Annotated in this window: 32 protein-coding genes; 29 read left to right on the top strand and 3 right to left on the bottom strand. The window is 59.4% G+C overall.

What is annotated here, in order from left to right; translation table 11 throughout:
* Positions 1-9 precede the first annotated feature (9 nt).
* Positions 10-321, bottom strand: coding sequence for a siphovirus Gp157 family protein (locus LOY34_RS13935; protein ID WP_258665108.1), 312 nt, complete (start codon positions 319-321; stop codon positions 10-12).
* Here LOY34_RS13935 and LOY34_RS13930 point away from each other — a divergent pair.
* The 6 genes from LOY34_RS13930 (at position 321) to LOY34_RS13905 (ending at position 4,061) form a co-directional block, all read left to right on the top strand.
* Complete coding sequence (locus LOY34_RS13930; protein ID WP_258663258.1) at positions 321-926, top strand: hypothetical protein; 606 nt, start codon at positions 321-323, stop codon at positions 924-926. The genes LOY34_RS13935 and LOY34_RS13930 overlap by 1 nt on opposite strands.
* Positions 919-1,389 (top strand): hypothetical protein, encoded by a 471-nt coding sequence (locus LOY34_RS13925; RefSeq protein ID WP_258663256.1) that lies wholly within the window; start codon positions 919-921, stop codon positions 1,387-1,389. The genes LOY34_RS13930 and LOY34_RS13925 overlap by 8 nt, the downstream gene beginning before the upstream one ends.
* Positions 1,386-1,988 carry a recombination protein NinG gene (locus tag LOY34_RS13920; protein WP_258663254.1) on the top strand — a complete coding sequence of 201 codons (603 nt, stop codon included), beginning with the start codon at positions 1,386-1,388 and terminating at the stop codon, positions 1,986-1,988. Before LOY34_RS13925 ends, LOY34_RS13920 begins: the two co-directional genes overlap by 4 nt.
* Positions 1,985-2,131 carry a hypothetical protein gene (locus LOY34_RS13915; protein WP_258663252.1) on the top strand — a complete coding sequence of 49 codons (147 nt, stop codon included), beginning with the start codon at positions 1,985-1,987 and terminating at the stop codon, positions 2,129-2,131. The genes LOY34_RS13920 and LOY34_RS13915 overlap by 4 nt, the downstream gene beginning before the upstream one ends.
* Entirely contained in the window at positions 2,128-2,805 is a 678-nt protein-coding gene (locus tag LOY34_RS13910) for a hypothetical protein (protein WP_258663250.1), read from the top strand. Before LOY34_RS13915 ends, LOY34_RS13910 begins: the two co-directional genes overlap by 4 nt.
* 1,052 nt (positions 2,806-3,857) lie before the next feature.
* Complete coding sequence (locus LOY34_RS13905; protein WP_258663247.1) at positions 3,858-4,061, top strand: hypothetical protein; 204 nt, start codon at positions 3,858-3,860, stop codon at positions 4,059-4,061.
* 51 nt (positions 4,062-4,112) lie between these two features.
* Here the strand turns inward: LOY34_RS13905 and LOY34_RS13900 are convergent, their stop codons facing one another.
* Positions 4,113-4,526 carry a hypothetical protein gene (locus tag LOY34_RS13900; protein WP_258663245.1) on the bottom strand — a complete coding sequence of 138 codons (414 nt, stop codon included), beginning with the start codon at positions 4,524-4,526 and terminating at the stop codon, positions 4,113-4,115.
* A gap of 180 nt (positions 4,527-4,706) precedes the next feature.
* Here LOY34_RS13900 and LOY34_RS13895 point away from each other — a divergent pair, with 180 nt between their 5' ends.
* The gene (locus LOY34_RS13895; protein ID WP_258663242.1) at positions 4,707-5,042 is read left to right on the top strand and encodes a phage holin, lambda family; all 336 of its coding nucleotides are present in this window, start codon (positions 4,707-4,709) and stop codon (positions 5,040-5,042) included.
* A gap of 39 nt (positions 5,043-5,081) precedes the next feature.
* Here LOY34_RS13895 and LOY34_RS13890 read toward each other — a convergent pair whose 3' ends face one another.
* Positions 5,082-5,318 carry a hypothetical protein gene (locus tag LOY34_RS13890; protein WP_258663240.1) on the bottom strand — a complete coding sequence of 79 codons (237 nt, stop codon included), beginning with the start codon at positions 5,316-5,318 and terminating at the stop codon, positions 5,082-5,084.
* Between the two features lie 120 nt (positions 5,319-5,438).
* Between LOY34_RS13890 and LOY34_RS13885 the strand changes: the two genes are divergently transcribed.
* From LOY34_RS13885 to LOY34_RS13780, 22 genes are all read left to right on the top strand, one after another.
* Positions 5,439-5,669: a hypothetical protein gene (locus LOY34_RS13885; RefSeq protein WP_258665107.1), complete on the top strand. Its 231-nt coding sequence runs from the start codon at positions 5,439-5,441 to the stop codon at positions 5,667-5,669.
* A gap of 64 nt (positions 5,670-5,733) precedes the next feature.
* Entirely contained in the window at positions 5,734-6,219 is a 486-nt protein-coding gene (locus LOY34_RS13880; RefSeq protein ID WP_258663238.1) for a hypothetical protein, read from the top strand.
* 344 nt (positions 6,220-6,563) lie between these two features.
* The gene (locus tag LOY34_RS13875) at positions 6,564-7,187 is read left to right on the top strand and encodes a putative metallopeptidase (protein ID WP_258663236.1); all 624 of its coding nucleotides are present in this window, start codon (positions 6,564-6,566) and stop codon (positions 7,185-7,187) included.
* 31 nt (positions 7,188-7,218) lie between these two features.
* A complete protein-coding gene (locus tag LOY34_RS13870) occupies positions 7,219-7,680 on the top strand; it encodes a DUF2280 domain-containing protein (RefSeq protein WP_258663234.1) in 462 nt (153 codons plus the stop codon).
* On the top strand, positions 7,667-8,941 hold the full coding sequence (locus LOY34_RS13865; RefSeq protein ID WP_258663232.1) for a terminase large subunit: 1,275 nt from the start codon (positions 7,667-7,669) through the stop codon (positions 8,939-8,941). Before LOY34_RS13870 ends, LOY34_RS13865 begins: the two co-directional genes overlap by 14 nt.
* A 2-nt stretch (positions 8,942-8,943) precedes the next feature.
* Positions 8,944-10,323, top strand: coding sequence for a DUF4055 domain-containing protein (locus tag LOY34_RS13860; protein WP_258663229.1), 1,380 nt, complete (start codon positions 8,944-8,946; stop codon positions 10,321-10,323).
* Positions 10,323-11,417 carry a hypothetical protein gene (locus LOY34_RS13855; RefSeq protein WP_258663227.1) on the top strand — a complete coding sequence of 365 codons (1,095 nt, stop codon included), beginning with the start codon at positions 10,323-10,325 and terminating at the stop codon, positions 11,415-11,417. Before LOY34_RS13860 ends, LOY34_RS13855 begins: the two co-directional genes overlap by 1 nt.
* Before the next feature lie 35 nt (positions 11,418-11,452).
* Complete coding sequence (locus tag LOY34_RS13850; RefSeq protein WP_258606802.1) at positions 11,453-11,929, top strand: DUF6998 domain-containing protein; 477 nt, start codon at positions 11,453-11,455, stop codon at positions 11,927-11,929.
* A gap of 97 nt (positions 11,930-12,026) precedes the next feature.
* Positions 12,027-12,815 carry a DUF6651 domain-containing protein gene (locus LOY34_RS13845; RefSeq protein WP_258663224.1) on the top strand — a complete coding sequence of 263 codons (789 nt, stop codon included), beginning with the start codon at positions 12,027-12,029 and terminating at the stop codon, positions 12,813-12,815.
* A 102-nt stretch (positions 12,816-12,917) separates the two neighbouring features.
* Positions 12,918-13,898: a major capsid protein gene (locus LOY34_RS13840; RefSeq protein WP_258606799.1), complete on the top strand. Its 981-nt coding sequence runs from the start codon at positions 12,918-12,920 to the stop codon at positions 13,896-13,898.
* A gap of 48 nt (positions 13,899-13,946) precedes the next feature.
* Entirely contained in the window at positions 13,947-14,363 is a 417-nt protein-coding gene (locus LOY34_RS13835) for a hypothetical protein (protein WP_195886045.1), read from the top strand.
* Positions 14,363-14,803 (top strand): hypothetical protein, encoded by a 441-nt coding sequence (locus LOY34_RS13830; RefSeq protein WP_258663221.1) that lies wholly within the window; start codon positions 14,363-14,365, stop codon positions 14,801-14,803. The genes LOY34_RS13835 and LOY34_RS13830 overlap by 1 nt, the downstream gene beginning before the upstream one ends.
* Entirely contained in the window at positions 14,734-15,117 is a 384-nt protein-coding gene (locus tag LOY34_RS13825; RefSeq protein WP_258663219.1) for a hypothetical protein, read from the top strand. The genes LOY34_RS13830 and LOY34_RS13825 overlap by 70 nt, the downstream gene beginning before the upstream one ends.
* Positions 15,118-15,119: 2 nt before the next feature.
* Positions 15,120-15,797, top strand: coding sequence for a hypothetical protein (locus LOY34_RS13820; RefSeq protein WP_258663216.1), 678 nt, complete (start codon positions 15,120-15,122; stop codon positions 15,795-15,797).
* Entirely contained in the window at positions 15,794-16,222 is a 429-nt protein-coding gene (locus LOY34_RS13815) for a DUF4128 domain-containing protein (protein WP_258663215.1), read from the top strand. Before LOY34_RS13820 ends, LOY34_RS13815 begins: the two co-directional genes overlap by 4 nt.
* Positions 16,223-16,261: 39 nt before the next feature.
* A complete protein-coding gene (locus tag LOY34_RS13810; RefSeq protein ID WP_258663212.1) occupies positions 16,262-16,921 on the top strand; it encodes a phage tail protein in 660 nt (219 codons plus the stop codon).
* A 9-nt stretch (positions 16,922-16,930) separates the two neighbouring features.
* Positions 16,931-17,314 (top strand): phage tail assembly chaperone, encoded by a 384-nt coding sequence (locus LOY34_RS13805; RefSeq protein ID WP_195884173.1) that lies wholly within the window; start codon positions 16,931-16,933, stop codon positions 17,312-17,314.
* Between the two features lie 56 nt (positions 17,315-17,370).
* Positions 17,371-17,628 (top strand): DUF1799 domain-containing protein, encoded by a 258-nt coding sequence (locus tag LOY34_RS13800; protein ID WP_195884172.1) that lies wholly within the window; start codon positions 17,371-17,373, stop codon positions 17,626-17,628.
* Between the two features lie 183 nt (positions 17,629-17,811).
* On the top strand, positions 17,812-18,258 hold the full coding sequence (locus LOY34_RS13795; RefSeq protein ID WP_195884171.1) for a hypothetical protein: 447 nt from the start codon (positions 17,812-17,814) through the stop codon (positions 18,256-18,258).
* A gap of 70 nt (positions 18,259-18,328) precedes the next feature.
* Positions 18,329-21,712, top strand: a complete 3,384-nt coding sequence (locus tag LOY34_RS13790) for a phage tail tape measure protein (protein WP_258663211.1) — start codon at positions 18,329-18,331, stop codon at positions 21,710-21,712.
* A complete protein-coding gene (locus LOY34_RS13785) occupies positions 21,712-22,050 on the top strand; it encodes a phage tail protein (RefSeq protein ID WP_258663209.1) in 339 nt (112 codons plus the stop codon). Before LOY34_RS13790 ends, LOY34_RS13785 begins: the two co-directional genes overlap by 1 nt.
* 9 nt (positions 22,051-22,059) lie before the next feature.
* Positions 22,060-22,812 (top strand): phage minor tail protein L, encoded by a 753-nt coding sequence (locus LOY34_RS13780; protein ID WP_258663207.1) that lies wholly within the window; start codon positions 22,060-22,062, stop codon positions 22,810-22,812.
* The last annotated feature ends 1 nt before the right edge of the window (position 22,813 follow it).

Below are 22,813 nucleotides of genomic sequence, written 5' to 3'. Positions count from 1 at the left end.
AGCTATCTCTTATTTGATGCGGATCGAGGACTTGCCTCGCTCGATGTGAGCGCCTTTCACGACCTGCCCAGATTTGATTCGGTCGGAAATGGCTTTCTTGTCGGGGACAGTTGTCACCCTTGAGTCAACCAAGTCATCGGGAAGAGCCTTTTCATCGTCGATGATTACCGACTCGCGACCTTTGGCTAGGGTGATAGTGAAAAGAGGGCAACTGATCTTGGTTATGTTTGCCGCCTCCATGTTCTCGCGCAGGAAGTCGATGATCTGGCCCTTGCGGTTAGACATGATCCGTTTGCGCTCTTGAGCCCCTGCTGTGGGCAGTGGTCGGCGCCTGGAAGGCTGGCGACCAAGACCTGCACCTGCGCACCGATGCTCTGGATGGATTCCTTGGGGAGCACACCGTGGAGGAGGTGGCCCTTGGCTTGCTCGCTGAAGTGGAGCGGCTGGAGGGTTGCGAAGAGGTGTTGCGCAACCTGGCCAGCTATGTCGGGACTGATGCTTACAGCGCGTCTGAAGTCGCCCCCGAAGTGTTTGCCCGCAAGATCATGGACGGCATCAACATCCTCAATGACCCGCTGGCACAACTTGCCGAGAAGCGTGGCGCGGAGCGCGACCAGCTTGCAGCCGACAATGAAAGCTTGCGTGGCAGTTGCAAAGCAATGGGCTTGGATATGGGAAAGCTCACCCGTGAGCGGAACTCGTTCAGGCGTAGCGCCGAGAAGCTCAAGGCCGAGAACGAGGCGCTGCGCTCAACCTGCGCCCGGGCTAGCGCATGCATGGATCGGTGGGCAAGCGGGCATCCCTTCGATGGTGATGGCCCTGGTGGCCGTATCCGTGACGAACTCTATGACGCATTCCGGCCTGGCGCCAGAGATGGAATTGCGAAGCTTCATGCGCTCATGGGTGGGGAGGGCGGTCATGACTGAGAAGATCAGCGTTAACTGTCAGGCCAAGCTCTCCGAGGCCATCACCTGCCTGACTACCATGTACCGCGACAAGAAATTCGTGGTGGTGAGCCTGCGCCCGGGCAAGGACCGCACGTTGGACCAGAACGCCCTGTGGTTCGCTTTCTACAAGCGCATTGCCGAGATGACCCAGATCGGTGACGCATCGGAGGCTCGCAAGTACTGCAAGCTGCACCATGGTGTGCAGATCCTTATCAACGAGGATGAGGGCTACCGAGCAGCCTGGCACCGAACCACTAAGCACCTCAACTACGAAGAGAAGCTTGGCCTGATGGGCGACTGCAAGCTGCTGGGGCCGGACGGTTTCCCGGTAACCAGTCTCTTCAATCGCGCCCAGGGCATCGCCTACACCAACCGTATCGTTGCTGACTTTACCGCCCATGGTGTGGTCTTCGACGACCTGCTGAGCCAGGAGGCCGCATGACGATCGAAAGGAAGCTGCCCAAGCCGAAAAAATGCTGTGTCGCATCGTGTGGGGCCTTATTCGTCCCTTCACGCATGGGGCAGGCTGTATGCAGGCCGGCCTGTGCGGCACTCGATGCCCCGCGTCATCGGGAAAAGGCCCACAAGGCCATCGACCAGCGCGAGCGCCGCGAGATCAAGGTCCGCAAGGAGAAGCTCAAGACCCGCAGCGACTACATGCGCGAGGCCCAGGCCGAATTCAACACCTACATCCGCCTGCGCGACCAGCACCTGCCGTGCATCAGCTGCGACTCGCTGCCCAGCGATCACGACCTGATCACCGGGAGCCGCTGGGACGCCGGTCATTACCGCTCTGTTGGCGCTTGCCCTGAGCTGCGCTTCGAGCCGCTCAACGTGCACCGCCAGTGCGTGAAGTGCAATCGCAACCTGTCCGGTAACGCGGTCGAGTACCGCATCCGGCTGGTGCAGCGCATCGGCGCCGACCGGGTGGCTTGGCTTGAAGGGCCTCATCAGGCCTGCAAGCACACCATCGACGACCTGAAGGCCATCAAGGCTGAGTACCGGGCAAAGATCAAACAGCTGAAGGAGGTTGCAGCATGACCACAGCATGGGCGTTTTTCATTCTGGCCGTGATGCTTGTGGCATCCGGCGCCGTGCTTGCCTGGGGTGCCGCAGTCGCCCGCAAGCGTAGTAGCGAAGAATTCATCTTGAGGAAAACCAAGCGGGCAGGGGGTGGGCAATGATCTATCAGAATGTGGTTTCCGCAGTAGTCAGGGCCCTGGCCGCCGAGACAATCAACAGTGCTGGCGGGTGCAATGTCGAGCCGCGCGTACAGACCAGCAAGCTCAAGGGCGAAATTTCGGGGAAGGATGCGGCTCTGCTGGCCGACTCGATCGTGCACAAGCTGCTGCACGCCCAGCTCAGCCCGCGGCACTGGAACGCCCTGGTGGCGAAGTACAGCACGCACAGCGGCAGGAAGATCGACTCTATCGGCCGTCTCGTCTCGGTAGTATCAAGCCCGGCACCACTGCTCTTCACCCAGCGAGCGGTGCTGGTGTGGGCGGTGCCCCAGCAAGCCAAGGGCATTCAGCGAAAGGTGGTTGAATTAAAGGCGCCCGAACTGCGTGAGAACGAAGAGGCCGGCCAATGGGATTGGCGGAACAAAGCCGCAGCTGCTGCAATCGAGCGTGCCAACAAACATGCCCGGGCCGTGACCGAAACGAAACCTGGTGTAATCGTTTTGTCCGAGTCGATCTACGACATGACTAGCTGGGATTCCCAGGGGCTCACAGAGCGCACCTATCAGCGCTGGAACAAGGCAATCAAGGGCAATCTGGAGTCGATGGTGAACGAGGCTTTGGTCGAGGCGCAGCACATGCTCGAGGCAGTTGGAGTACTCTCCGGCGAGGCGGCGTAAATGAGGCCCTCAAAAGGGCTTGCATGTCATGTCGCCATGTCGCATTATTCACCCATCCTGTCATTCCTGCGCGTGTTGAGGAGTGAGATATATAACCCGACCATTGAGTCGGGTTTTTTTTAAGTTTCGCGTACATAAGGACGTGTTCATGCGGGGTGTCATTTTCGTAACCCTTTTCGCTTTAACGCTTGCTGGTTGCTCTGGGATCCCCTCAGTTCCATATGAGGAGCCTGCTCAATCAGAGGGGGTGGCGCGGCTTCGCGTAATCACTAACTCCGATGTTTATGGAGATAGCATCACTGGTAATTGTGCTCCTGCTACTCGTCATAAGATGGCTGAGGCCGGACGTTTCGCACAGCACGGAGGGGCGAATATCAACTACCCCCAGTACCCCCTAAAACCGGCAAAGGTTGGTATGCCGGAAAGAGCTTCGCCCACTCTTATTGAATACATCCCCTCAATTAGGATGGGCGAAGGCGTTTATAAAGAGGTCGTAACTGAGTATCGCGTTAGGGCTGATCAACCGTTCCAAATTGCAACCTTGGGCGCGACCATTGGTAGCTATGGCAGCACCTACGCGTCTTGCGGTGCTCAGGCGCTTGTTTACAAGTTGGAGCCGGGGAAAAACTACGAAGCGTTGGTAGGTGTAGGCAGTAGACCAAGGAGCGATGGCGGGCAGGGGCTTGTTTGCATCCTCGCGGTTTCGGAGCTTAGGCCCTTAGCTGGAAACTCAATCGTGTTTCCCCTGAGACTGGAACCATCTACGCCTCCGCAGGTAGCCTGCCAAAACTAGCAAGTACAAACCAGTAGCGTTTTTGACTGGCTTCGGAACTAAATGCGCACCAATTCAGGGCCTCGACATTGATCGAGGCCTTTTCGTTTTCGGCTCCGCCACACCCATTGCTCCAAGCTGGGAGTGCTGCTGGGGCCGCTCTGAACCAAAGGCTCGTCATATCGGTGGGCATTACACGCATCTTTCGAGCACCTCAGGCCAGGTCGATACTGACCTAAAGACGGGGGCATTGACCATCAGGGGGCCGGCCGGGAACACCGTGATCGGCGACCTGGAGACGGGCAACGTTGTTGCCAGAATCGATGAAGAGCCTGCCGTCGAGCCACTGCGCCTTGGCGGGGTAACGCTCTACGGTGACCTGGCCCGCAACCTGGGCGATGTGCAGGCGTTGCTGGCAGACCACGGCGTCGGTGAGCTGAGGCTTGTTAAGCCCCGCGGCGAGCCACGTAACGACGAGGCTTAAGCATCCATCAAAGGATCGTCACTGACTTGACTGTTAAGCCAGTTTTTTCGTTCAACCCTTGGTTTTTTCATGGGGCTCAATGAACACTGGCTCCTGAGCTAAAAACCACTCCAGCTCCTCGATCGGAACAGGGTGAATAGCGCGGTCAGGCATTTTGATCGTGATTCCGTTGGGTACTGGCTCCTCGATCTTCTGATCGAGAGCAGTAACTCTTTCTAAGTAAGCAATCGCCGAGCTCGCTTGATACTGGAAGGCTCCCAAGTCGGAGAGCTCAAAACCATCTTCGTGCAGCAATTTATTTCGATTCCGAGCTAGGTACTTGACCGTCCCAACTATCTCGGGCGGTAACAAGTGAGCCACAGAGTCACATTTCTCTTGAAGGCCTCTGCCGTCCGCGCCCAGCAGGGTCAGCAGCGATTCGAGCTTCTTTGTCGCGTTGATGACTATTTCGAGCTGTGAAGTCATACCAGATGTCCGAGGGAGGCAAGCCTTGTGAGAAAGAGTTCTGTCGCTGATTTTGAAGCAGCCGTCTAGGTTGCCACTGGCTTGGGGCCAGGTCAAATATCGTCAACGACGACAGCACGTAACCAATGCCCGCCTTGAGCGGCTTTTTTATTTATAGCTCCCCGAGAGGGAGGAACCGGAATGGCCCATATGCCAGACAAACCAGATACCTGGCTCATTGTGCTTGCGTGGCTAAGCCAGCATGCACCCGCGTTCTATGCGGCCGGTCTGGCCGTGTCGATCTCAGCGTTACGAATCATTTACGGCGGCGGAACCAAGAAGGCGGCCTTCCTCGAAAGCCTGCTGTGCGGCTGTATCACCCTGGCGATGCTTTCAGGGCTTGAGCTGCTGGGCATCCCCCAGTCGGCTGCTGGAATCGTCGGCGGAATGATTGGCCTGCTAGGAGTGGACAAGATCCGCGCCTACGCCGATCGCTTCACTGGGTTTAAGTTGCCGGGACGTAATCCCGAGCAGTAAACCGCGCCACAAAATCAAGGTGCGCCGACTCCTGACGGATCACTCACTCCTCAACACTGGGAACAACTCAGTGGGATCGCGCGATTCCATGTTCATCGTTGCGCATGTCGCACCCGCCAGGCCCTTGTTTGCATAGCTTGGTTTGAGCCGCATCTTTTCCAGGTTGTCGTAAATATCAAAGCCACCCGACAGAGTAGTGGCGTAGAAGCGACCACCTGAATGAAACGACTCCGTTGCTATTGGAACAGCTGGAACGATAACGAATCTTGGTTGCATTTTTTGTGCCTCCCCAGGCAGAGATTTAACTATTAGTCACTCATTTGGATAGCTGCCACAAACCTTCGGGATAGGCGACGGGTGGAGTCGACCATGAGCCATCGAACAAAGGAGCTACCCATGGATAACCAGCACAAGAAAATCACCGGCTACCGCGACCTGAGTCAAAGCGAGATCGACGGCATGAATTCGATCAAGGCCCTGGAAGCGGACGCCGGCGAGCTGTTCAAGCAGGTCGGGCAGATTGAGGGTGTCGACTCACGCCTGCTGGCTCTGGCCAAGACCAATCTGCAGCAGGGCTTCATGTGGTTCGTTCGATCGATTGCAAAGCCTGCTGATCCGTATAGCTGAAATCCAAAGCTATCGTTGAAATTCAGCGCGAGCCATAATTGCGCCTTAAAAAATGGAGGTGCAGATGAACGTTGGAAGGCTAGATCAGGCACAGCACAGGGCAGTGAAAGACGCGAAGAAGGACCTCAAGGAGGCTAATAAGTTTGCAGTCGAATTCCTCCGGAAAATTCAGCATCAGTTTGCTAAGGCCGGTGCTCCAGAATTATGGGGTGTCGACGTTGAGCTGGAGCAAAACGGCTTGGGCGCTAAATTGATAACGCCATTCGGCCTGGCTCGCACAATTGCCGTTTGCTCAATCGTCCATGGAAAAGCGCAGATCCGATATGTAATTGAGAAGGCAGTAACCTTGGGCAATGGACTACAAGGATATGTCAAGGTTGCCGCAGTATGTATCGATAGTCATGGGGTGGTCACATCAGAAGTCGATGGAGAAAAGCTCGCCAATCTGAACGATTTCGATGAGCAGAAGGTTCAGAAGGAAGTTGGTGAAGTGGGTGTTTCAATCGTTCACGCGATAGGCATTGAAGAGAAGTATTTGTCACAGGCCTAGTGGCTCTATGGAGTAGCAAAAGGAAGGTAACCCGACTTGGATGTGATCGAGCGCACCTTCCGAGCCGGGTTTCTTCTTGATTAGGCCTTGACCATTTGACAGAAGGCGAGTCCTCCAAGAGCGAGTATCAGTACCGACTTCCAGGTGAAGAGCTTTTTCAGCGAAGGCCAAACCGCGACCGTGCAGAGGATCAAGATCACGGCAATCTCTATTTTTTGCATTTCGTAGCTCCACTTACTCTGTGAGCCTCCTATCCTCTGCGGTTAATTCGTCCGTGAGGGCCGTATTCACCCCACTTTTCGGTCTGAAATTGATTCGCGTGCGTTTTGAATGTCAGGTGACTGATGAAAAGACCTATTCCTCCTAAGTCACTGCTAGGGCTTTCAGAGCTCTCTAATTTCGGTATGCGTCTGGCCCCAGCCCCAGAAGTCTGGGAATGGCTCCAGGCCGAGATCCTTGCCGCCACTGGCAGTATCTACAACGATGACCACGCTCACCTGCTCGACGCCAACATCGGCGTGCTCTGGGCCTCCTCTGGATTCGCCAAGCAGGGAAGGGTGGTGCTGGGCCAGGCCGAGCAGGTCATGTTCCGCGCCGGGGGCTGGCAGAAGGCTCGCCAAGAGCAGCAGATGCGGGATTGGTTCGGCGAGGAGCCGGATTACCTGATCACCCTGGCCGCTGACTACTGTGCCCAATGCACCGACGAGGAGTTCTGCGCCCTGGTTGAGCACGAGCTTTACCACATTGCTCAGGCGACCGATCAGTACGGCGCGCCCAAGTTCACCCAAGAAGGTCTCCCCAAGCTACAGATGCGCGGACACGACGTTGAAGAGTTCGTCGGTGTGGTTCGTCGGTATGGGGCAGGGGAAGACGTTCAGCAGCTGATTGACGCTGCAAGCCGGCCGCCTGAGGTGGCCAAGATCAACATTGCGAGGGCCTGTGGAACCTGCCTGCTTAAGTCGGCTTGATGTTTGACAGGCGCTTGACGGAAAACAATCTATGGCAGCCCTGAGCAACGAGGTGAAGGCCTTCATCGTTCAGGCGTTGGCCTGCTTCGATACACCGTCTCAGGTGGCAGAGGCCGTCAAAAATGAATTCGGCATTGAGGTCAGCCGCCAGGCTGTTGAAAGCCACGACCCAACCAAGCGAGCAGCACGCAACCTGGCCAAGCGCTGGGTGACCCTGTTCGAAGACACCCGGAAGCGTTTCCGGGAAGAGACGGCAGAGATCCCGATCGCCAACCGCGCCTACCGCCTCCGCACGCTGAGCAGGCTGGCCGAAAAGGTCGAAGGCATGCGCAACTACGGCCTCACCCTTCAAATCCTTGAGCAGGCCGCCAAGGAGGTCGGAGACGTGTACGTCAACCGGGCCACCAAGGTCGACGACTCATTAAATTCAGTACCACCAACCTCCGTACGTGTTGAGGTGGTCGACGCGAGGAAGCGGGATGCCGACGCTTAATGTGCCCCAGGCGCGGTTCCTCGCCATGCCTCACAAGTTCCGCGGCTTCGTTGCCGGGTTCGGCTCAGGGAAGACCTGGGTAGGTTGCTCCGGGCTCTGCCAGCACGCTTGGGAGTGGCCGCGCATCAACGCTGGCTACTTCGCCCCGACGTACCCGCAGATCCGGGACATTTTCTTCCCAACGATCGAAGAGGTGGCCTTCGATTGGGGGCTGCGCATCAAGATCAAGGAATCGGACAAAGAGGTCGACTTCTACAGCGGCGGCCAATACCGCAGCACGGTGATCTGCCGCTCGATGGAGAAGCCCGCAACTATCGTCGGCTTCAAGATTGGCCACGCCCTGGTCGACGAGCTGGATGTAATGGCCAAGCTCAAAGCCGAGCAGGCCTGGCGGAAGATCATCGCGCGGATGCGCTACAAGGTTCACGGCCTCAAGAACGGTGTGGATGTTGCCACGACGCCTGAAGGGTTCAAGTTCACCTATCAGCAGTTCGTGAAGCAGATCAGCGAGAGACCAGAGCTGAAGACACTGTACGGCTTGGTCCAGGCCAGCACCTATGACAATGAGGCGAACCTGCCGGATGACTATATCTCGTCCCTGGAGGACTCCTATCCGCCGCAGTTGATCAGGGCTTACCTACGTGGCCAGTTCGTCAACCTTACTTCCGGCGCCGTGTATCCCGACTTCGACCGTAGGCTGAATCACAGCAACGAGGTTGAGCGGGAGCGGGAGCCGCTGCTGATCGGCATGGACTTTAACCGGCTGAAGATGAGCGGCGTGGTGTACGTGCTCCGGGGAGGCTGGCCGATTGCTGTAGCTGAAATCACCGATGGGCGTGATACGCCGTACATGGCCGATCTGCTTAAGCGCCAATATGCGAGCAAGGGCCACCCGATCCAGATATTCCCGGATGCCTCGGGCGCCAACTCAAGCAGCAAGAACGCCAGTGAGTCGGATCTGAGCATCCTCCAGCAGGCTGGCTTCTCCATTCGCGTGAACAGCACGAACCCTGCCATCGCTGACCGAGTGAACGCCGTAAATGCCCTGATCCTCAATGGCCAGGGCGAACGACGACTGAAGATCAACACGAACAGGTGCCCGCACCTCACCGACGGCTTGGAGCAACAGGCATACGACAAGAACGGCATGCCGGACAAATCCAGCGGCGTGGACCATTTGAATGATGCCGGTGGTTACCCGCTGTCTTTCCTGTTCCCGATTTCCAAGCCGATGACGACGACCCAATCCCTGAGAATGTGACCATGAGCGATAACCCAAGTATCACGCTGCCCGCGGTCGACGCCATGCGCGCCTACTGGGCTGTGATCACGCCACTCATGGGCGGGACGATGGCCATGCGCGCTGCGAGCAAGACCCTGTTGCCGCAATACCCCGCCGAGGATGACGATTCCTACAAGGAGCGCCTGCGCCTCTCGACGCTGCTGCCGGCGTATTCCGAGACAGTCGGCAACATGACTTCTCGAGTGTTCGCCGAGCCGCTGCAGGTCGGTGACGATGTGCCTGAGGCCATCCAGGTGATGGCGAAGGATATCGACTTCGCCGGCAATGACCTCAACTCGTGGTCAGTGGAGTTCTTCCGCGAAGGCCTGAGCCATGGCCTGTGCCATGCATTCGTAGATCATCCGCCCACCCAAGACGTACGCACCCAGGCAGAGGAGCAGGCGGCCGGTGTGCGGCCCTATGTCGTGCTGGTGAAGCCAGAGCAGGTTTTGGGCTGGCGCTCCAAGGGCGGCGTCCTCACCATGGTTCGCTACATCGAGGTAATCGAGGAAGAGGACGGCGATTTCGGCGCCAAGTGCGTCGAGCAGGTCCGGGTGCTGGAACCTGGCAAGTGGCGCACCTACCGCCGCGCCGAGAAGGGCGGCGCATGGGCGCTACATGACGAGGGCATCAACAGCCTGACCAGCATCCCTTGGGTCACGTTCTACACCGGCCGCACTGGCTTCATGACTGCGAAACCGCCGCTACTGGAGCTGGCTCACCTCAACGTCAAGCACTGGCAGAGCCAAAGCGATCAGGACAACATCCTGCATGTGATTCGAGTACCGATTCTGGTCCGGATCGGCGTGCAGCCGACTTTCAACGACCAAGGTCTACCGGTGCCGCCAGAGTTTAAGGTCGGCACTGGCTCACTGACCGACCTGCCGGCCACGGGCGACCTCAAGTATGTCGAGCACACCGGTCAGGCGGTTGAGGCCGGCCGTACGGCGCTGCAGGACCTGATCGGCGAGATGCGCATGGCAGGGGCCAAGCTACTGACTCCTGAAAAGGCTGCGACCAAGACCGCCACGCAAGCGGAGGAAGAGGCAGCTCAAGAGCTTTCCCCCTTGGCGCGCATGGCGAACCACTTTGGTGACTGCCTGGCGCAGTTGCTGCAGTTCATGGCCGACTATCGCGGCCTGGGCGAGGGTGGTGCAGTGGAGATGCGCGGCAACTTCGATGTTGACTACATGCCGGAAGTCTCGCTGCCGACCCTGGTGGCCATGGCAAACGCCGGCATGATCTCCAAGGAAACGCTGTTCACCGAGATGCAGCGCCGCGGTGTGATCAGTGACGAATACGACTGGCCCGAAGAGCTTGAGAAAATCGAGTCCCAAGGCCCGGCACTCGGTGCACTGTGATGAAGACGGCCAACGAGAGGTTGCTGAATGAGCTGATCGGGCATGAGGTTGATCTTTCCAGGCTGAGCAATGGCCAGGTCAGGGCGATCATCAAGATCCTGAACAGCAAGGACGCGGAGCTGCGAGGTGCGCTGATCGAGGCGATCGACAATCTAGGTGCCGATCTATCGGCGCCGGCAGTGGATAGGGCGCTGGCTGAGGTACTTCGCCTCAACCAGGCCACGTTCGTCGAGATCCGCCAGGCGCTGGACCAAGCCACCGAAGGTCTGATCAGCTACGAGGTCGCCTTTCAACAGGGTGCGCTGCGTTCGGTTCTGCCTGCAGTGGTGCAAGAGGCTTTCCCTGTCGTTGCGCCAGCGTTCAGCCAGGTCAAAGCGATTGCGCAGGCCAGGCCATTCCAGGGGCGTCTGCTCAGGGAGTGGATGACTGGCATCGAGGCGAGCCGCGCGGCTGTCGTTCGCGATGCCGTCCGTGCTGGAGTGGTTGAGGGCCGCACGACTGCTGATATCGTCCGCACCGTCATGGGTACCCGGGCACAGAACTACGCCGATGGCATCTTGCAGAAGCCCAGACGCGAGGTTGAGGCGGTCGTTAGGTCCGCCATATCGCACACCGCTGAAACGGCCAGTGACGCCGCCTACGAGGCCAACAGCGACATCATCAGCCATGTTGAATGGCTCAGTACCCTGGACACGCGCACGTCCTCCGATTGCCGCATCAGGGACCGCCTGCCGTACACCTTGGGCACCTACAAGCCAATCGGGCACAAGATTCCATGGCTAGCCGGGCCCGGGCGGATTCACTTCTGCTGCCGGTCGACCAAGATGCCGATCCTGAAGAGTGCATCCAGGCTTGGATTCAGCGATAGCGCGACGCGGGCCAGCATGGACGGACAGGTGCCGCAGTCGACCACATACGCGGATTGGTTGCGTCGGCAGCCGGCAGCGCGTCAGGACGAGATCCTCGGGCCAGCGCGAGCGCGGCTAATGCGGGAGGGCGAGTTGAAGCTTGAAGCCTTCTACAACGACAAGGGCAAGTTCCTGACATTGGATGAGCTGCATCAGAGGCGGATATTTAAGTCGATTGGTTCTTGAGATAGCCTGCTACCTTCCAACTCGGATGGTTCAGCATGAGTGAACAAATTCAGAATCAAATTTCCGGTGCTCTGGAGCAGCTGTTCAGTGCGGTATCTCAGCTGCAGGCTGCTTATCCAGGCAAACCGTTCACGCTTGACGGCAGATTGGTTGGCGACATAGGGGAGGTTGTCGCGAGCCTAAACTATGAGCTCACGCTGAATGAGGGCCTGACAAAGCACCACGATGCGATCTCTGACGATGGGCGGAAGGTGCAGATCAAGGCGACGTTTAGCAAAAACCTGACTTTTCCGGTGCATCACGTTCCTGATTACTACCTTGGAATCAAACTAAATCGGGACGGTACTTTTGACGAAATCTATAACGGCCCCGGGTATCTGATTAAGGAAGAGTTAAAACGGCGTGCGCCGACAAGCACAGGATTGCATGGCGGCCTTATGAGTCAGCTCATACGTATCAACAAAGATGTTCCGGAAGATCAGCGAATACCCAAACGCAAACTTTCAACATAACCCGCTTCGGCGGGTTTTTTTCTGCCTGCAGTTCGGATGAGCGGGGCGCAATTGGGCCGGAAGGCCTGCCAATGGGCGGATGCCCGGAGAACGATCCATGAAGCTCAAACTTGACGACAACGGCAATGTGGTCCTGCAGAACGGCCAGCCGGTCTATGTTCACGATGACGGCAAAGAGGCTCCATTCGACGCTGCTGCTGCCGTTACCAAAATCTCGGCATTGAACCGTGAGGCCCAGGGGCATCGCGAGGCCAAAGAGGCAGCTGAGGCCCGCGCCAAGCTGTTCGAAGGTATAGAGGATGCCGAGTCCGCCATCAAAGCGCTGGAGACCGTCAAGAACCTCAAGGAGGGTGATCTGGTCACTGCCGGCAAGGTCGAAGAGATCAAGTCTGCCGCCAAGCGCGCTGCTGAAGAGCAAGTTGCAGCAGCTGCCAAAGCGGCCGCAGAGCGTGAGAAGACGTTGCAAGGTGACTTGGAGAAACTGCAAGGCCAACTGCATGGCGAACTCATAGGAGGCAGCTTCAGTCGGTCGAAACTGATCGCGGAGAAGTTCGCGATTCCAGGTGACCTGGTTCAGGCCCGCTTCGGTCAGGCGTTCAAGATCGAAGAGGGCAAGGTGGTCGCCTACGACCAGGCCGGCAACAAGATTTTCAGTCGCGCCCGCCCAGGCGAGGTGGCGGACTTCGACGAAGCGCTCGAAGCCCTTGTCGATCAATATCCCTACAAAGACCAGATACTCAAAAGCTCCGGTGCAAATGGCGGCGGCGCACCTAACGGCAGCCACACTGGCGGCAAGCCACCTGCAGGTAAGGGCAACTTTGGCGGCAACAAAGAAGACCGCCTGCAAGCAATCAAATCCCAATTCCCTGATCTAGCCCAGCCCTGATCAGACCCTAGCTGTCATCCCGGATGGGGTACGGCGCACCAGGGCGGATGCCCGACAACCATTCATTGAGCCCGTCCGGGCAACAGCTATAGGAGCTCCAACATGGCGCTTTCCGATATGGAAGTTTTCAACACCTACTTCATGCCTGCGACCATCGAGACGCTGGCGCAAATGGTCGAGCGGTTCAACGCCGCATCCGGTGGCGCGATTCTACTGACCACCGAAGGCTTTGACGGCGACTTCCTGCAGACCAGCTTCTACGCTGGCCTGGCGGGCGCGCGTCGTCGCGTGAACCGTTACGGCAACAACGGCAACGTGAACGCGGTCGACCTGACCCAGCTCAAGCACAACACCGTCAAGGTCGCGGGCGGCTTCGGCCCGGTGCGTTATGAGCCGTCCCAGATGACCTGGTTACGCAAACCAACTGCCGAGGGCGTAGAAGTGGCGTCCCGCTACTTCGCCGAATCCCTGCTGCAGGACCAGCTGAACACTGCCATCGCCGCGTTGGTGGCAGGCATCGGCAACCAGGGCGCTGCCGCGGTCATCGACGTGTCGGGCAACAAGAAGGTGGACTACATCGCTGTGAACGACAGCCATGCGCTATTCGGCGATCACTCTAGCCAACTGATCGCCCAAGTGATGGATGGCGCCCAGTTCCATGCCTTCGTGGGCCAAAACCTCACCAACGCCGAGCAGCTGTTCAAGTCTGATGCCGTCCGCGTTGTCGACATCCTGGGTCGCTTGGTTGTGGTGACCGATGCTCCTGCACTCTACAGCGCTGCTGTGGCCGACCCGGCCGCGCCGGCCATGCGTCGAGTGCTATCCCTGGCCCAGGGGGCAGCCACTGTCCACGATGCCCGCGATCTGATCTCGAACATCGAGACGAGCAACGGCAAGGAGCGCATCGAGACCACCCTGCAGATCGACTACAGCTTCGGCGTAGGACTCCGCGGCTATGCCTGGGATGTTGCTAACGGTGGCGCCTCGCCGGACGACGCGGCGCTGGCCACTGGTGCGAACTGGGACAAGGTCGCAACAAGCATCAAACACACCGCCGGTGTCATGGCTATCGGCCAGGCCTGATCAACCACATGATGCGGCCTTTCGGGGTCGCTAACCTCGGAGACTGACATGTCCGAAAGAGTCATTTACGAGCCCCATCCGGTGACCGCCGAGCGTAAAGCTGAACTGCGCCGGGAGGGCTACAGGATCATTGACGTAAGCTTTGCGCCGGCTGCGTACAAGGCCTCCATGGAGAGCAAAGAGGATCCGCGAAGCCGCAAGGCGCTGGATGTGGCTCTGGATACGCTGCCAGGCGAACAAAGCGACCCGGACTATGTGGTTGGCAGCATGCGTAGCTTTTACGGTGATCTGTTCACGCAGGACGATGAAGCCCGCGTGCGCGAACTGGTGAAAGGGCCGACCAAGAAGCCTTCCCATGGCCTGCGCATTGATGACATCAAAGCCAAGCTGGCTGAGAAGGGCTTAGATTTCAACCCGGATGCAGAGCGAGGTGATCTGGCCAAGCTTCTGGATGAGGCCGTGTAATGACCATCTACATCACCGTCGAGCAGGTGGACGCCCTGCTTGGGCCTGCCTGGGCGCCCGACGGCCAGGAGGCCCGCGCGGTGCTGATGGCCAACACCTGGCTGACCAACCTGGGGCTGCCTGCATTTGACCCCGTGCCGGACGATGTGGTCCAGGCTGGTGCCGAGATCGCCCGGGAAGCCGCCGCTGGCAACATCTTCGGGGCCAAGGAAACCGGGGGTGCTGAGCAAGTCGGTGGATGCCGACGGAGTGTCCAGCAGCAAAACCTATTCGGCGTCCGCCCGAAAGATCAGCGCTGGCGAGTCATTCGCCTTGGCGCTGCTGAGCCAATACCTGGGCACCGGCCAGGCCAAGATAGTGAGGGGCTGATATGGGCCTTCGAGGCGAGCTGCAGGCCGACATGGCCGAAGCCTTCAACACTGACCTGGCTGATGCTGTAAGTGCGGTAGAGGGCAGCAGGGCGGTGAAGGGTGCCTATGACCCTGCAATTGGTGGCGCCCCAGAGACGACTATCTACTACACCGGGCGCGGTGTCTTTGGGCAGTACAAGGCCAAGGAGATCGACGGAGCGCGCATTCTGACTTCGGACGTTCGCCTCAAGGCCCTCCAGAACGAACTGTTCATGCAAGAGGGTGGCGTGGTCACAGTCATCGCCGCGGTACCGGCCATCAACGACCGCATCAGCGGCTACCGCGTGGTCAACGTCGGCCAGGACGCGGCCAAGGCTACCTGGACCATTCAACTGAGGAAGTGACCATGGCGCGCGGATCGCACATGAAAGAGCGGTACGGCGGCCTTGATGGCAGTTTCTCAGCCCAGCTCCAGCAGTTTGCCGACGCTGCCAGGGAGTCGATTGATCTGACCTTCCGCGAAGTTGTGATTGCCGTAGGGCGCAATCTGATCGTTATGTCGCCTGTCGGTAACCCTGACATCTGGAAGATCAACATCGAGTCGCAGCAGAGGGCCGGGGAGCAGGTGGCGGCGTACAACGCAAAGGCCTCCAGCATCAATGCTGCTATCTCTGCTGACTCGTCGAACTACACCAAGAGTGGCAGCCTGAAGCGTGGCATCAAGTACCGCAAGCCCTTAACCAAGCGCGAGCAGCTGGAAAACTACGGCTACGGCGCTGGCGTGCGCAGAATTGGCCAGGGCTATGTTGGTGGACGCTTCCGTAGCAACTGGCAGTTGACCGTCGGCGCTCCTGCGGCTGGTGAAATCGATGAAATAGAGAGCGCTGGCGAGACAATCGCGAAGATCGTTGCCGGCGCTGGCGACCTGTCTGCGGGCGAGGTCGCCTACATCGTCAACAACCTGCCGTACGCCATCCCTTTGGAGTATGGCCACAGCACCCAGGCCCCTGCCGGAATGGTGCGAGTCACCGTCGCGGACTTTCAACGCCTTGTCGAAGACGCCATCAGGACACATCGAGTATGAGCCACGCACGCGCCCGCCAGGCGATTGAGATCAAGCTGGTCTCTTGGGCAGCTGCGCGCCCGATCCGGGTTGCGCACATGGAGGAGGACTTCGAGGCCGCCCCGGGCGAAACCTACCTCCGGGCCTTCCTACTGCCGGCCAGCACCACGACCCGCTACTTGGCTGCCGAGGCCTATGAGTACCGGGGTATCTACCAGATCAGCATCGTCTGCCCGGCAGGCCAGGCCCTCGCTACTGCTGAGACCCTGATCGACGAGCTGAGCACATTGTTCCGCGTCGACACCGAGCTCAGCCGATCCGGCTTCGAAGGACTTATCGTCGAGCCACTGGAGCAGGGGCCCACCATCACCGAGCCGGCGACCTACACAGTCCCGGCCAGCTTCACCTATCAAGGTGTCGCAGACCAACTGCCCGCTGGGGCATAACCAACCGCCGCCCGGCGGGCATCAATGAGGAAATACACCATGGCCGCACGCTTTCCGCTGCCGAACGGAGCTACGCTCGAGATCGCCAGAGTCATTGGCGCCGCCGTAGCGTTCACGGCACTCACCAACGCAGAGCCGCCGGTGGCGACCGCTGCCGGTCACACCATCCAGAACGGCGACGTTCTGCTGGTCAATTCCGGTTGGGCACTCATCAGCGACCGCGCCGTTAAGGCCTCAAACGTCGCCGATGACGCGTTCTCTCTGGCTGGTCTCGATACCAGTGACGCAGAAAAATTCACCGCAGGCGCGGGCGTGGGTTCCGTGTACCCGGTTTCCGACTGGGTTCAGATCTCGAAGGTCACGTCGTTCAACTCGGCCGGTGGTGAGCAGCAGTATGCGACCGTCGGCTATCTGGAAGATGACGACGACAAGCAGTTCCCTACCAACCGCAACCCGACCACCTTGTCGATCGTGGTGGAAGACCAGCCTACCGCGCCTTACGTGCAGGCTGTTGAGGGTTACGACACCTCCAAAGAGCTCGCGGTGATCCGTATGAAGCTGCGAAACGGTGACCAGATCCTGTACCCAGGCTACGTCAGCATCACCCCTGACCCGACCATGGAGCGGAACAACGTCATGACCCGAACCATCAGCGTGGGTCTGTCTGCTCGTTCGCTTCGTTACCTGGCTGGCGCGTAAGGAGTCCCCATGGCAAAGATCAAAATCGCGCAGAACCCAACGTTCGGCGCAGCTGTGCAGCTTCCACGGGTGGGCTCCGATCCGGTGGAGGTTGGGTTCGAGTTCCGTTACTTGGACCGTATCGCGCTGTCCGAGATGTTCGATCGCTGGAACAAGGCGCGTGACGTCTGGGCGGAGAAGGCGAAGGAAGAGGGTGTCAGCTGGAAGGACGCCACCACCGCCGAGATCGAGCTTCAGGCTGAGCAGCTGAAGGACATCGTGGTTGGCTGGGATCTCGACGACAAGTTCAGCGACGACGCCATCCTCGATCTGGTGCGAACCTGCACTGGTGCGCCAAAAGCTGTCATCGACGCCTTCCAGAACGCCTATAACTCGGCACGCTTGGGAAACTGAGGGCGGCGGCCCGCGCCTGCTATGAGCGTGGCCCATCCGCCGAGCAGCTAGCGGCCTTGGGGCTTACGCCAGACGACATCGATGAGGAAGAGGTAGGGGTCTGGCCGGACGCCTGGCCAGCCTTCCGCCTGCTCGAAGCGATGTCCACCCAGTGGCGGACGGGCATGGGCGGTGCCTCGGGCCTGGACTACTCAATCATTCCGCTCACCGCCTCGATGCTCGGCATCAAGCGCCGCGACCTTCCCGACATTTTTCCCGATCTCCGTGTAATGGAGGCCGAGGCCTTGGCCGTCATGGCTGAGTCAGTGGCGTAGGGCAGCGAATGATGCGGCGAGGTGGCAGGAGGTTGTTACGTGAGCAGTTGGGCGAAGTAAAAGCTGACGGCGCCGATCACGGCTTGGTAAGCTCCAAAGGAGCATTTCTGGGCATACACAGGTGCAGAATTGGTTCTCCTTATCTTAGAATGCATGTTTCCCGCCCCTCAAAGGAATGAAATCGTGGTGAGCAACAACGCCATCTACTGCCCGCAATGCCAGGGTCAGCAAGTACAGCTCTTGTCCGTCATCCATGCCGCTGGGACTTCCCGTATTCATACAACTCACCAAGCGCAATCCGGAATCGGACCGCGCGTAACTGTCGAGACCATCGGCCGGCATCAGACCGATTTGGCCGCTAGCGTCGGTCCACCCCCAGGTAAGCGCCTGCTGGGACCCGTAATCCTCACAGGGGTTGGCGCTATTATCCTGTACGACGGCCTCAAGCTGATGAACTCGTATTGGGGCGTCGATTGGAGCAGGTTCTTCATTGGCGTGACATTCATCGCCATTGGTGTGATCGGGTTTGTGCGTCACTGGAAGTTCAACGTCGCTCAGTATGACAAGTTGGAAGAGTGGCGCCGTACTTGGATGTGCCATTCCTGCGGTACCAGATTTCAGCCCTCTTAACTCATGCAGTTCTCAAACCATACCTAAGCCCGCCTAGTGCGGGCTTTTTGTTGCCTGCCTGGAGCAGATCATGACAACGATTGCCTCCCTTGGCCTGCGGATCGACTCCGGCGATGCCGTCGAGGCTGCAAACGACCTCGACAAGCTGGCAGACGCAGGCAAGCGTAGCGAGGAATCGGCGGGTAAGACCGGGCGCGCCTGGGAATCAGCGCTGAGCGGGATGCAGGGTGATACCCGGCAGATTGTTCAGGAGCTGCAGGCTCTCAACGCCAAGCAGGCTGAGCTGGCACAGCAGATGATCACGGTCGGCCGTGCCGTGACCACCGCCGCGGCGGGCATGACTGCATTCAAAACCGGGGCTGAGCAGGCCGGGCAAGCCCAGGCCGCGCTGACGACTGCCACTGATGCAAGCGTCCGGGCAAGCCGCCGTGCTGCAGAAACTGCTGATGAGCAGCAGGCTCGGCTGGTGACCATGGCACGAGCTTCGCTGGAGGCGAGTGAGTACGTCCAATCGCTGAACCGTGCAACCGCACAAACCGCCGAAGTTACCAGCCAGGCGAATGCCGTGCTGTCGGATAACGCCAGCCGGCAGGCCGCCATCAACACCCGTGCACAAGCTTTGCTGGCAACAGAAGAGCGCCTGGCCGGATCCGCCAAAACCGCAGCCGCCGCCCAGCGCGATCAGGGCCAGGCTCTCGACGACTTGCTCGGTAAAATCGACCCTACGGTCGCAGCCATGAGCCGTCTGGATCAGATGGAGCAGAAGCTGCAGGGGTTCAAAGCCAGCGGCGTCCTCGACCCTGAGACTTTCGCTGAGTACAAGGGGAAGGTTGACCAGGCGAGGGCTGCTCTGGGAGCTGCGGATGCTGCGCTAAGCAGCACTGGCATGACTGCAAAGGCTACCGCTGCAGCGCTGCGAGGTGTACCGGCTCAGTTCACAGATATTTTCACGTCGATCGTCGCTGGTCAGCCGATCATGATGGTTGCCTTGCAACAGGGCGGGCAGCTCAAGGACATGTTCGGCGGCATCGCTCCGGCGGCGAAGGCCCTGGGCGGCTATGTGCTTGGCCTGGTCAATCCGTTCACCGTCGCAGCAGCTGCCGCCGGCGCGTTGGCACTGGCCTATTACAAGGGCAGCCAAGAGGCAGACGAGTACAACAAGTCGATCATCTTCACCGGAAACGCCGCGGGCACCAGCGCCGGGCAGTTGGCGGCTATGGCCCAGCAGGTGAGTGCCACTGTCGGCACAACTGGCGCAGCAGCTGAAGTGCTGGCCAAGCTCGCCGGTAACGGCAAGATCGCCAGCGGCAGCTTCGAAGAGATCACTGAAGCAGCGCTCAGCATGGAAAAGGCCACTGGCCGCTCCATCGATGAAACGGTTGCCGAGTTCGCCAAGATCGCTAAAGACCCGGTCGCAGCCGCCAAAGAGCTGAACGACCAGTACAACTTCCTGACGGCGTCGGTCTACTCGCAAATCGTGGCCTTGAAAGACCAGGGCGACACTATCGGCGCGGCCAAGCTGCTGACCGACACCTACGCCGACACCATCAGGACCAGAACCGCCGAAGTCACCGAGAACCTCGGCCTGATCGAAAGTGCCTGGAAAGGAATCAAGAGCGCCGCCACTGAAGCGCTCGATGCCACGCTGAATGTCGGCCGTAGCCGGACTATCGATGAGCAGATCGCCAGCTATCAGAAGATCATTGATGATCGAAAGTCTGGCAACTGGCTCTCCTCGGTGTTCAGCGATCAGTTGGGTCCCGAAAGTCAATCGACCAAGTTCTTGGAGCAGCAGGTTGCGGCGCTGCAGAAGCAAAAGGCCGCCATCACCGATGCGGCAAAGGCTGAAGGAGAGCGTGCACGAGTTCAGCGCGAGGGAATTGAGGCCGGTGGGCGGCTGAAGCAGCTCAGTGATGCGAACCTATCCAACGAAGAAAAGCGCAACAAGCTGATCAAAGAGTATCTGCGTGACGTCGAGAAGGTGCGTCTGGCCAATCCGAACGATCCGAGCATTTCTGCTGCGGTGGTTGCGAAGAACATCCAGAACATCAAGGACAAGAACAAGGACCCGGCGGTCCGAGCCACAGCGGTAATCCTGACTGGCTTCAACGACTCAAAGAACTCGCTCGCGGCGATTCTCGCTGAGTACAAGAACGCCGAGAAAGAGCTGGATGCTGCCCAGAAGGCCGGCATCATCTCCCAGGAGTCCTACGCTGCCCAGCGCGCGGCCATCATCGAGCAGCAGAAGGACGAGGTTACCAACGCCTATCAGGCTGAGATCGCGGCGCTTGAAGCCGCCAAGGGCAAGGCCGGCACCTCGGCTGTCCAGCGGGTCCAGCTGGACCAGAAGATCGCCGATGCCCGGGCCAACATGGTCAAGGCGCAGAAGGACGCTGATTCGGAACTGGCCGTGCTGGCCACGAACGAAGAGGGGCGGCTACGCAAGCAGGCCCAGGCAGTGCAGACCTTCACCAGCGCGCTGGATCAGCAGGTGAAGGCTCTGCGCTTGCAGGGCCAGCGATCTGCCGAAGGCCTCGGCCTGGGCGACCGGCAGCGCGGCCTGCAGGACCAGCAGAACGGAATCACCGACCGGATCAACCAGCAGAAGCTGGACCTGGCGAACCAGTACGGTGACGGCTCCCGCGGCATGAGCCTCGACGAGTACAACCAGAAGCTCTCGGCGCTAGACAAAACCCAGCGCGACCTGCAGGAAACTGCGATCGCCAACTACAACGACATGACCGCTGCCCAGGGCAGCTGGAGCGCTGGCGCCTCGTCGGCCTTCCAGAACTACCTTGAGTCGGCCCGAGATGTCGCCGGCCAGACCAAGAGCCTGTTCACCAACGCCTTCAGCTCGATGGAAGACGCCGTCGCGAACTTCGCCATATCCGGCAAGTTCTCGTTTGCCGACTTCACCAAGTCGATCCTGGCGGACATGGCGCGGATTGCCACTCGCCAGGCGGCCTCAGGGTTACTGTCGAGCATTGCCGGTAGTGCACTGGGCGCCTGGTTCAGTGGCGGCAGCGCACCTACCTCTGCAGGCTCAACCCAAGCCGGCTACAGCCCGGAGATCATGGACAACTTCGTCTCTGGTCAACGTGCCGCCGGCGGCCCGGTAGCGGCGAACTCGCTCTACCAAGTCAACGAACTGGGCCCGGAGCTACTGAATCAGGGTGGGAAGACCTACCTGATGATGGGGGCCGAGGGCGGCACGATCACGCCGCTGGGGGCTGGGCCGGTATCCGCTGCGGCAGCCGGAGGCGGGGGAGGATCCGTGATGCACGTAACGATCAACATCGATGGCGACGGTAACACCAGCTCAACCAGCGGCACCGCTGGGCTTGAGCAGTTTGCCGCTGAAATTGGCCCTCTTATCGAGCAGAAGTACCACCAGATGATGGCCAAGGATCTTAGGCAGGGCGGCCGTATCAACAACGCATTGAAGGGGCGCTGATGGCTATCGAGACTTTTACCTGGCCTGTGCAGAGCGGCGAGCAGGGCGAGGTGACGTTTGCCGTACGCACAAAGAAGTTCGGCGATGGCTACGAGCAATCGGTCGGCGAAAGCCTGAACAACCGCTCGCAGTCCTGGCCGATCACGTACACCGGCACCAAGGAGCGTGTGAAGGCTGTTCAGGCCTTCCTCGATCGCCACAAGGGCACCAAAGCCTTCTTGTGGACGCCTCCGCTTGGAGAGCTTGGCCTGTACAAGTGCGCCGGCTATCAACCGATTAACCGCGGCGGGCGGATCTACGCCCTGACTGCAACGTTCACGCAGACATTCCACCCATAAGGCCAACCCATGCCCCTGATCAGAGACATCCAAAGGCTGGAGCCAGGCGATGAGGTCATCCTTTTCGAGATCGACGGCTCCGAATACGGCGCTGATGTACTTCGATTTCACGGCCATGCCATTCCACACTCGCCGGAAGAGCTGGCTGCAGCCGGGGCTGATGCAGATCAGCTGCCGGCCAAGTCGATCTTCTGGCAGGGCAACGAGTATGCGGCCTGGCCCGTGCAGATCGAAGGTATTGGGGCGGACAGCAACGGCTCTGCAGCCCGGCCGACATTGTCAGCCGGCAACGTCAACGGCCGTATCACTGCGCTGTGCCTGGCGTTCGACGACCTGCTGAAGTTCCAGCTGACCGTGCGCGAGACCCTGGCCCAGTACCTGGATGCTGAGAACTTCCCGGGCGGCAATCCCGAAGCGGACCCGACCCAGGAAGCGCTCGAAATCTGGTACATCGACCAGAAGACCGGCGAAGACGGCGAGATGGTCGTGTGGGAGCTCTCTTCACCGGGCGAAATCGACGGCTTTGGTCTGCCGGGCCGGCAGATGACCACCTTCTGCCACTGGGCCATGACCAATGGCTATCGGGGCCCTGACTGCAACTACACCGGCGCCGCAATGTTCGACGATGAGGACAACCCCACGGACGACCCTTCGAAGGACCAGTGCAAGGGCTGCCTCAGCTCCTGCAAGTTGCGCTTCGGCGAGACCAACGAGCTTTCCTTCGGCGGCTTCCCGGCCGTATCCCTAATCGCACGGAGCTGAC

It is taken from the genome of Pseudomonas sp. B21-009 (assembly GCF_024749345.1).
Classification (GTDB): Bacteria; Pseudomonadota; Gammaproteobacteria; order Pseudomonadales; family Pseudomonadaceae; genus Aquipseudomonas.
Note: the sequence above shows the minus strand (reverse complement) of the source record. Positions and strands in the feature narration are given on the sequence as shown.

Bases quoted from the DNA above. Each gene is read 5' to 3' on its own strand.
- LOY34_RS13925 (WP_258663256.1), top strand. From the start codon at position 919: ATGACTGAGAAGATCAGCGTTAACTGTCAGGCCAAGCTCTCCGAGGCC.
- LOY34_RS13920 (WP_258663254.1), top strand. From the start codon at position 1,386: ATGACGATCGAAAGGAAGCTGCCCAAGCCGAAAAAATGCTGTGTCGCA.
- LOY34_RS13915 (WP_258663252.1), top strand. From the start codon at position 1,985: ATGACCACAGCATGGGCGTTTTTCATTCTGGCCGTGATGCTTGTGGCA.
- LOY34_RS13910 (WP_258663250.1), top strand. From the start codon at position 2,128: ATGATCTATCAGAATGTGGTTTCCGCAGTAGTCAGGGCCCTGGCCGCC.
- LOY34_RS13900 (WP_258663245.1), bottom strand. From the start codon at position 4,526: ATGACTTCACAGCTCGAAATAGTCATCAACGCGACAAAGAAGCTCGAA.
- LOY34_RS13895 (WP_258663242.1), top strand. From the start codon at position 4,707: ATGGCCCATATGCCAGACAAACCAGATACCTGGCTCATTGTGCTTGCG.
- LOY34_RS13890 (WP_258663240.1), bottom strand. From the start codon at position 5,318: ATGCAACCAAGATTCGTTATCGTTCCAGCTGTTCCAATAGCAACGGAG.
- LOY34_RS13885 (WP_258665107.1), top strand. From the start codon at position 5,439: ATGGATAACCAGCACAAGAAAATCACCGGCTACCGCGACCTGAGTCAA.
- LOY34_RS13880 (WP_258663238.1), top strand. From the start codon at position 5,734: ATGAACGTTGGAAGGCTAGATCAGGCACAGCACAGGGCAGTGAAAGAC.
- LOY34_RS13875 (WP_258663236.1), top strand. From the start codon at position 6,564: ATGAAAAGACCTATTCCTCCTAAGTCACTGCTAGGGCTTTCAGAGCTC.
- LOY34_RS13870 (WP_258663234.1), top strand. From the start codon at position 7,219: ATGGCAGCCCTGAGCAACGAGGTGAAGGCCTTCATCGTTCAGGCGTTG.
- LOY34_RS13865 (WP_258663232.1), top strand. From the start codon at position 7,667: ATGCCGACGCTTAATGTGCCCCAGGCGCGGTTCCTCGCCATGCCTCAC.
- LOY34_RS13860 (WP_258663229.1), top strand. From the start codon at position 8,944: ATGAGCGATAACCCAAGTATCACGCTGCCCGCGGTCGACGCCATGCGC.
- LOY34_RS13855 (WP_258663227.1), top strand. From the start codon at position 10,323: ATGAAGACGGCCAACGAGAGGTTGCTGAATGAGCTGATCGGGCATGAG.
- LOY34_RS13850 (WP_258606802.1), top strand. From the start codon at position 11,453: ATGAGTGAACAAATTCAGAATCAAATTTCCGGTGCTCTGGAGCAGCTG.
- LOY34_RS13845 (WP_258663224.1), top strand. From the start codon at position 12,027: ATGAAGCTCAAACTTGACGACAACGGCAATGTGGTCCTGCAGAACGGC.
- LOY34_RS13840 (WP_258606799.1), top strand. From the start codon at position 12,918: ATGGCGCTTTCCGATATGGAAGTTTTCAACACCTACTTCATGCCTGCG.
- LOY34_RS13835 (WP_195886045.1), top strand. From the start codon at position 13,947: ATGTCCGAAAGAGTCATTTACGAGCCCCATCCGGTGACCGCCGAGCGT.
- LOY34_RS13830 (WP_258663221.1), top strand. From the start codon at position 14,363: ATGACCATCTACATCACCGTCGAGCAGGTGGACGCCCTGCTTGGGCCT.
- LOY34_RS13825 (WP_258663219.1), top strand. From the start codon at position 14,734: ATGGGCCTTCGAGGCGAGCTGCAGGCCGACATGGCCGAAGCCTTCAAC.
- LOY34_RS13820 (WP_258663216.1), top strand. From the start codon at position 15,120: ATGGCGCGCGGATCGCACATGAAAGAGCGGTACGGCGGCCTTGATGGC.
- LOY34_RS13815 (WP_258663215.1), top strand. From the start codon at position 15,794: ATGAGCCACGCACGCGCCCGCCAGGCGATTGAGATCAAGCTGGTCTCT.
- LOY34_RS13810 (WP_258663212.1), top strand. From the start codon at position 16,262: ATGGCCGCACGCTTTCCGCTGCCGAACGGAGCTACGCTCGAGATCGCC.
- LOY34_RS13805 (WP_195884173.1), top strand. From the start codon at position 16,931: ATGGCAAAGATCAAAATCGCGCAGAACCCAACGTTCGGCGCAGCTGTG.
- LOY34_RS13790 (WP_258663211.1), top strand. From the start codon at position 18,329: ATGACAACGATTGCCTCCCTTGGCCTGCGGATCGACTCCGGCGATGCC.
- LOY34_RS13785 (WP_258663209.1), top strand. From the start codon at position 21,712: ATGGCTATCGAGACTTTTACCTGGCCTGTGCAGAGCGGCGAGCAGGGC.
- LOY34_RS13780 (WP_258663207.1), top strand. From the start codon at position 22,060: ATGCCCCTGATCAGAGACATCCAAAGGCTGGAGCCAGGCGATGAGGTC.